At 58.8% G+C, this 7770-nt stretch carries 6 protein-coding genes; all 6 read right to left on the bottom strand.

The annotated features are described in order from the left end of the window. Positions 1-217 precede the first annotated feature (217 nt). A complete protein-coding gene (locus HMPREF3011_RS04120; protein WP_048734319.1) occupies positions 218-1237 on the bottom strand; it encodes a decaprenyl-phosphate phosphoribosyltransferase in 1020 nt (339 codons plus the stop codon). Between the two features lie 29 nt (positions 1238-1266). Beyond that, positions 1267-1857, bottom strand: a complete 591-nt coding sequence (locus tag HMPREF3011_RS04125; RefSeq protein WP_038626952.1) for a phosphatase PAP2 family protein — start codon at positions 1855-1857, stop codon at positions 1267-1269. Then, entirely contained in the window at positions 1841-3901 is a 2061-nt protein-coding gene (locus HMPREF3011_RS04130; RefSeq protein WP_070432089.1) for a glycosyltransferase, read from the bottom strand. The genes HMPREF3011_RS04125 and HMPREF3011_RS04130 overlap by 17 nt, the downstream gene beginning before the upstream one ends. Positions 3902-4100: 199 nt before the next feature. Beyond that, positions 4101-5114 carry an alpha/beta hydrolase gene (locus tag HMPREF3011_RS04135; protein WP_070432090.1) on the bottom strand — a complete coding sequence of 338 codons (1014 nt, stop codon included), beginning with the start codon at positions 5112-5114 and terminating at the stop codon, positions 4101-4103. 183 nt (positions 5115-5297) lie between these two features. Then, positions 5298-6218: an EamA family transporter gene (locus tag HMPREF3011_RS04140; protein WP_224792262.1), complete on the bottom strand. Its 921-nt coding sequence runs from the start codon at positions 6216-6218 to the stop codon at positions 5298-5300. A gap of 36 nt (positions 6219-6254) precedes the next feature. Further along, positions 6255-7451: a UDP-galactopyranose mutase gene (glf, locus tag HMPREF3011_RS04145; RefSeq protein ID WP_070841205.1), complete on the bottom strand. Its 1197-nt coding sequence runs from the start codon at positions 7449-7451 to the stop codon at positions 6255-6257. Between the last annotated feature and the right edge of the window lie 319 nt (positions 7452-7770).

Below are 7770 nucleotides of genomic sequence, written 5' to 3' on the forward strand. Positions count from 1 at the left end.
CGAGGAATTACAGAATTGTAATTCTGCCCCCGACCGCCCCGTAGGACTGACTGAGACATCTAAAACACGCCTACAAGAACCCAAAACACAACCTAAGTACTAACGAGGTACAGAAAAGCCCATGCACCCCTCGATGCATGGGCTTTCAGCTACCAACCGAACCCGACGAGAAACCGACGAGAAACCGCAGTTCGCTTAATGGGAAAAGAACAAGGAACTACCCCAGAGCCGGAACAGCGTAGACAGCGATGGCAATGGACAGCAGCCACAGGACGGCCAGTGCCTGCAGCGGACGGTCCTTGAGCGCAATCTCATCCGGGCTTCCCGCATCACCACGGTCAACGTCGGCTGCGAAGCGCAGGATGGCCACAGTGAATGGAACCATCGAAATCTCGTACCAAATAGCCGAAGTGGACGAAGTGCCCGGTGCGCGGCCCATCTCGAAGCCCCACAGCGCGTAGCTCAGTACCACGGCGGTCGCAGCGAGGGTCCACACAAAGCGCAGGTAAGTCGCGGTGTAACCCTGCAACGACTTACGAATCTTCTTACCTGTACGCTCCGCCAACAGCAGCTCAGCGTAACGCTTACCGGCTGCCATGAACAGCGAACCGAAGGCGGCAACCAGCAAGAACCACTGGGACAGGTTGATGTTGGCAGCAACACCGCCGGCCATTGCACGCAGCATGAAACCCGAGGACACCAGCGCAATATCAATCACCGGCTGATGCTTCAGGCCAAAGCAGTAACCGAGCTGCAGCGCAATGTATACAGCCACAACAATTGCTAGCCCCGGCCCCTCAGAGGCAAACCAGGACACCGCAATCGAACCAATAATCAGTGCGACCGCCATAATGTACGCCATGCTCACCGGCAGTACGCCAGCGGCAATTGGGCGGAAGCGCTTGGTTGGGTGCGCACGGTCAGCCTCGACATCGCGGGCATCATTAATCAGGTAAATCGACGATGCTGCCAAACAGAAGGCCACAAACGCCACCAGGATGTCGACGGTCAGCGTGCCGATCGAACGTCCCGAGTCCATGATTTCGTTGCCGGCTGCCAGTGGAGCCGCAATGACCAGGACATTCTTCACCCACTGCTTCGGGCGAAGCGCCTTGATCATGCCGTCCAGCAGATTCTTCGGCGGATGCCCCTGCGGATGCGCAGGCTCATCGATACCGGAAGTGTGCGGCTCGGACCCAATCCTTGATTGAGAAGCTTGCCGCTGGTTGGCCGACACATTGGCCAAGTTGTCGTTCTCCGCCTGTGTCACTGTGCATTCCTTTCCGCAATGGAGGGCTGTCCACCCTGGTTATGCTGCGCGTTTTTCGGCTCGATGACCTTATCACCTATCTTGTCCACCGCAAGAGCAGTGGCTGTACCCAGCGCCGCTCCGAGAGCAACATCCGTCGGGTAATGCACTCCCAACACCAGGCGAGAGAGCATAATCGCCGGCACCCCCACGGCCGGTGCTGCCGGGTAACCCAACTTGGCAATTCCCACCAGCGCCGCCGTCGTCGACGTCGCGTGCGAGGACGGGAAACTCAGCTTGCTCGGTGTACCAACGCCGATTGCTATACGACGGTCATGGGGACGCGGGCGACGGACAATGCGCTTAAGCACCACCGATGCCGCATGCGAGGTAAAGGCGGCCACACCGACCTTTGCCCAGCCAATGCGTCGCTCCTTATCCACCGCCGCCCCGAGAGCAGCGAGCCCCATCCATCCAAGGGCGTGCTCACCGAAATAGCTCATGGCACGTGCGGTGGGCAGCACCCCCGGGACGTCGTTAAGCGTGTGCTGAATATTAACGAGAACGTCGGACTCGCCGAACGGATCGCCTTTAATTTTCGAAGACATTCGCCCAGGCCTTCCTACTGGTCAGATGGTCATAGGCTGCGCGGTAGCGTGCCTTCATTTGCTCAAAACGCTCCTCAACCTGCTTTTGCAGCTCCCAGGATTCTTCCAGCAGAGCCTTGGCCTTGTCGCGGTCACGCTGGCGATACACCACGCCACGGCCGTCAGCGGTAGTAACGGTGGCACCGTCCAAGCGAGACAGGGAGAACCAACGAGCCTCCAGCGGCGCCAGGTTCGCCTGCGGCACATCGTGGTGCTCGGAGTTTTCCGGGCGCACGCTGTGCAGCAGCCCCTTGGCCAGCCAACCGACCTTCTTCAGCTTGCCCAGACGACCACCGACATCCTTTGTCGGAACCCCCGGAATACCGGAGGGCTTTGGCAGATCACCTGCACTCGGCAGCACAACCGCGTCGCGGAAGCTCTTGCGCAGGGCATTGATGCGCGGCAGCGAAGATTCGAGAATGTCGAACAGATGCTCCGGGCCTGCCAGGAAGTCCTTCATGGCTTCGTTTTGGATGGCAACAGTGGAGTACTCCAGGCACAGGAGGTGCTTGAACGTGGCCTTGCGCATGGAACGCACGATGCCGGCAGCATCGCCCTCGTGCTGAAGAGCCGCGACAATCAAGCGGTTGCGCAGGTGGAAGTACGCCTGCCAATCAATCGCATCGTCCTTGTCCGACCAGGCCATATGCCAAATTGCAACGCCCGGCCACGTGGCCGTCGGAAAGCCTGCCTTGCCTGCGCGCAAACCGTATTCGGCATCGTCCCACTTAATAAACAGTGGCAGCGGCTGACCAATCGTCTCAGCAGCGACGCGCGGAATCAGGCACATCCACCAGCCGTTGAACTCAACATCGATGCGGCGGTGAAGATCCTTCGAATCGACGACTTCACCGGTGGCGTTAGTGCCGTGCTCCCCGCGATCACGCAGTGGGTGAGCATAAAAGTCGTGGTCATAGTGGACGTGCGGAGCCGAGGTCCACATGAAGTCATGCCGACCGATGACTTCACCCATCGAGTGCAAGTGGCTGCGCTCCTGCAGATTCAGCATCTGACCACCAACGAGCATTGGGGATTTCGCGAACCGGCCGACAGCGACCGCGCGCAGGATGGAATCCGGCTCGATGGCGATGTCGTCATCCATGTACAGAATGAACGGGCTGTCGGTAGCACGCTCAGGATCGGACTCCGGACCCCCCAGGGCCTCATACATAATGCGGGAGTACCCGCCAGAACCACCGAGATTTCCCTGCGGGAAGATACGCAGGCGGTCACCGAAGTGCTCGGCTACAGTATCGAAGCCCGGCTCGTCCGCCGGGTGCTTAGTGCCCTGGTCAGGCATCAAAACAGCATCGATGATGGCATCGACTTCCGGATCCGAGGACAGCGCCTCGAGAGCAGCAACTGCATCGGTCGGACGATTGAACGTCGGGATACCGATAGTGACGCGTCCCTCCGGCGCCGGGTGCTCCGTGCCGTCCGGGTACGTCTGGCTCGGCGCCTCGATATCGGAGTACCAACCTGCGGAGTGGATTACCACGTCCGTCTCACAGGTGAGGTCGAACCAAATCCAGCCGCCGTCTTCAAATTGCGTCAGCGGTACTGGGATTTCGCAAACATGCACATCCTTGCCGTCCACCTTGGCTTCTGCGCCTTCAGCAGCAGCGCCCAGGTCACCGACAACCTCGCCGGTCACGGCGATACGAGCACCGTCAATCTTCGAACGGTAGATGTCCACGCGCGCGGTACCGGACAGCTCCAGGCGCAGGACAACATTGTCCAGATTCGTCCACCGGCGCCAGTAGCTGGCCGGAAATGCATTGAAATAGGTTTCAAAACTAACTTCATCACCCGCCGGAATGGTGGCTGACGTGCGCGAATGCGCTTGCACACGACCGGCATTAGTCTCCGGCTCAACCAAGTAGAGCGAGCGGACATCACGTGGCTCACCCAACTTTGGCAGCAGAATCCGCTGCAGGCGTTCAACGGCAAGGCTTGACGACGTTGTCGGGGTATGTGTCCGCTTTTGTTCAGGCTGTGATGCCATGAGACGTATCAACCACTTTCCGAAAGGTCTACCGGGGGTGTAGCCGCCGATAAGTTACCGACGTTTCTATCTCATAGCATCCTAGTGCCCGTGGCGGATTGCCTCTTGTTGCCACGCTAGCGACAGGCCAGAATGTGAAAGCCCCTACGCGCTGCGGACTATCTGCTGCGCATAGGGACTTTTCGTTCAGGTTCTAGTTTTAAGCTCCGAGGAAACCTTCGATGCGGGCCTTGGAGTTCTGGAGGTTGCGATCCCAGGTCGGCCAATCGTGGATACCGGTCGGCTCGTATTCAAAGGTGGCATCCAAACCGGAGGTACGAGCACGCAACTCAAACTCGCGGGTTGACAAGCGGGACAGCGACTCCAGCGCAACGCCACCGGCCTTCGGAACAACACGGTAGAGGTTCTTCGGGTCACGAACCTCATCCGGAACACCATTTGCCGAGGTAATAACCAGATCCAGCCCCTTCATCTTCTCGACGTTCAGGTACGGATCGTTGCGGACACGCTCCGCTGACATAGGCGCACCCCACATGTCGAAGGAGCTGTAGCCAGCCGACAACTGAGCAGCCTCAATTGCAGTGGTCATACCCGGCGCAGTGGTGTGCAGGTAACCGGAGAAGGCAAGAGCCTGACCGAACTGGTCTCGGTGGTTGTATGCCAGCGACAGCGCCGCAGATGCGCCCATGGAGAGACCTGCAATGGAGTTGTCAGTACGGGAAATGCCGAACTCGCGCTCAAGGTATACAGGCAATTCCTGGGTTAGGAAGGTCTCCCACATGTTTACGAACGGACCGTGCAGGCTAACTGACGGACGCTTCCAGTCAGTGTAGAAGCTACCGCCACCGCCACCGGGGATAACAAGGTTGACGTTGGATCCCTCAAAAGTACGTGGAGCGTTACCGTGCTCCACCCAGTCTGAGGCATCAGCCGGGCTACGCAGGCCATCTAGCAGGTAGAGAGCCTTGTTACCGCCATTGGCAGAGGCCACAATCTGGACCGGAATATCACGATCCATGGCCGGCGAATAAACCTGGCACTTCTGGGTGAAGTACTGGTACGAATCCCATTCACAACCCGGGCGCAGCGAACCTCGGTCGCCCGCCGCGCTCGCGGCCGGCGCCATGGTCAATGCAGACGCAGCCACAGCTACTGCGGACGCAACTGCTGCAACCTTTCGGCGCCAACCACGGAAAGTAGAGGTGATTTTCACGTGTGCATTCTCCTCACAATGTGCGACTCCCCACGACCAGTGGGAGCTATCAGGCGTGTTTCCTCTTCAGGGAATTACCTTAAAAAACAATAAATCTTCGACAAACCTACCCGCATTCACTGTTGTTTTCCAGCAGAACACGTCGAAACTACTCCTTTTGGGCGGGTTCCGGTACTCGCGTTTCTACTGCGCAAGCTCACGCGACTCCCGCGCCCCGCGCCAGGTAATAATCGCGCCAGCCGCCGCAATCAGCACGATGCCCAGCGCCATAGACCAGGTCACTCGGTCACCGGAAAACGCCCAACCCAGGATTGCACCGATAACCGGATCCAGTGCAAAGAGCGTGCCGACGACCGCCGCTGAGACAATCCCCGCAGCGATGGTGTCCATCACGTAGGGAATAACAGCGCCAATGAACCCAGAAATAACGATGGTGGCCCACATCGAACCGTCGACAAGCGGTGCGGCGGATACGGAAAACGGCGCGAGCACGATTGCTGCGACGACCACTGACAGCGCCAGGTCAGGCATGCCGCCGCCCTCGGCGCTGCCCATTCGGGCGGAGAAGAGCGTGTATGCGCCGAAGAAGATCGCGCCGATTGCGGCGTAACCAATGCCGATAAGGTCCAGGTCATTGGAGGGCTGGGCGATTAGGGCGACGCCGATGAAAGCGACGATGGCCCACAGGCGGGATCGCCACATTTTCAGTCCCAGGAAAGACACGACGCAGGGACCGAGGAAGTCGATGGTGACGGCAACGCCCTGCGGGAGGCGGGCGATAGCGGCGTAAATCATCATGCTCATCATGCCCATAGCGATGCCGTAGACCACGATGTTGATGGCGCGAGCGCGGGTCATCCCGGATAACTTTGGCCGGAACAGAACCACCATGATGATGGCGGCGGCAGTCATGCGCAAGCCCGATATGCCCGGCGCGCCGACCGTGGAAAGCATACCAGTGACCAGCACGGCTGCGGCCTGGGTGCCAAGAGAGCCGATGAGAACCAGAATTACGGGAGCCACTGGCAGGGTGAGAAACTTGTTCACACGCTGCAGCAATGGCCCCTGCTGGGGAACTTCGGTTTGGCTTTTCTCACGCGACACTCGCGCAATACTAGCGCAGGAGCCGCAAGCGGCAAACTAGTGCCCGCGCTCCTGCTCGATTGCTTCGCCGTCGTTGAAGAACGGTGCAATCTTGTTGTCGAACATCGACAGTGCAGAGCCGATGGCCATGTGCATGTCCAGGTACTGGTAGGTGCCCAGGCGGCCGCCGAAGAGGACCTTGTTCTCCTGCGCTTCTGCTGCAGCGAGCTTGCGGTAGGCCTCGAGCATCTCGCGGTCTTCCGGAGTGTTGATTGGGTAGTACACCTCGTCGCCATCGTCGGCGAAGCGGGAGTATTCCTTAACAATTACCGTCTTGTCCTTGACGTAATCGCGCTCCGGGTGGAAGTGGCGGAACTCGTGGATACGGGTATACGGCACGTCCGCGTCGTTGTAGTTCATCACTGGGGTGCCCTGGAAGTCGCCGGTGTTGACAACCTCCATCTCGAAGTCCAGCGTGCGCCAACCCAGCTTGCCTTCTGCGTAATCGAAGTAGCGGTCCAGCGGGCCGGTGTAGACGACGGGAGCATCCGGGGAGACAGCGCGCAGCTCGTCGCGCGCCTCGAACCAGTCGGCGTCGACAACGACGTCAATCTTGTCGGAGGTCACCATGTTTTCCAGCCAGGCGGTGTAGCCGTCGACAGGCAGGCCTTCGTAGGTGTCGTTGAAGTAGCGGTTATTAAAGGTGTAGCGAACAGGCAGGCGGGTGATGTTTCCGGCCGGCAGGTTCTTCGGATCCGTCTGCCACTGCTTGGCGGTGTAGTGCTTGACAAAGGCTTCGTAGAGCGGGCGGCCGATGAGGGAGATGGCCTTTTCCTCAAGGTTCTTCGCGTCGCGCGGATCCAGGCCATCGGTCTGGTCCTTAATCAGCTGGCGAGCCTCGTCCGGGCTGTAGTACTTGCCGAAGAACTGGTTGATCAGCCCCAGCCCCATCGGGAACTGGTACGCGGTGCCCTTGTACATAGCGAACACGCGGTGCTGGTAGTCGGTGAAGTCAGTGAACTGGTTGACGTAGTCCCACACCCTCTTATTAGAGGTATGGAACAGGTGCGCACCGTACTTGTGCACCTCGATGCCAGTCTCCGGCTCTGCCTCCGAGTAGGCGTTGCCGCCGATGTGGTTGCGGCGTTCGACAACGAGCACGCGCTTACCCAGCTCATTGGCGGTCCGCTCAGCAACGGTCAAACCGAAGAAACCCGAGCCGACCCCGATGAGGTCGTAGGTGTTGTCCTTGATGTCCTGTAGGGACTTCGGAGCAAATTCATTGGCAGTGGTGTTCTTTTCGCTACTCACGCCTTAAAACCTATTGCATTTCCGCCCGATTTGCGGGTGTACACGCGGGCTTTACGACGTCCACGTGAGCCCAACCCAACGTTCGTTTGGTCACATTATTTGATAATTTTCCCAAAATTAACGGGGAAACACAGATGCCTCACTAGATTTTTTTAGTCACACTGGTAACATCCTCCTCGGAATTTTCTGTTGCTTTGCAACTTTCCTTCCCTTCGACCCCGGGGTAGGCCTCGGGGTCGACAACCCTGTACCCCATTTTTTT

It is taken from the genome of Corynebacterium sp. HMSC074C04 (genome assembly GCF_001838295.1).
Lineage (GTDB): Bacteria > Actinomycetota > Actinomycetes > Mycobacteriales > Mycobacteriaceae > Corynebacterium > Corynebacterium amycolatum.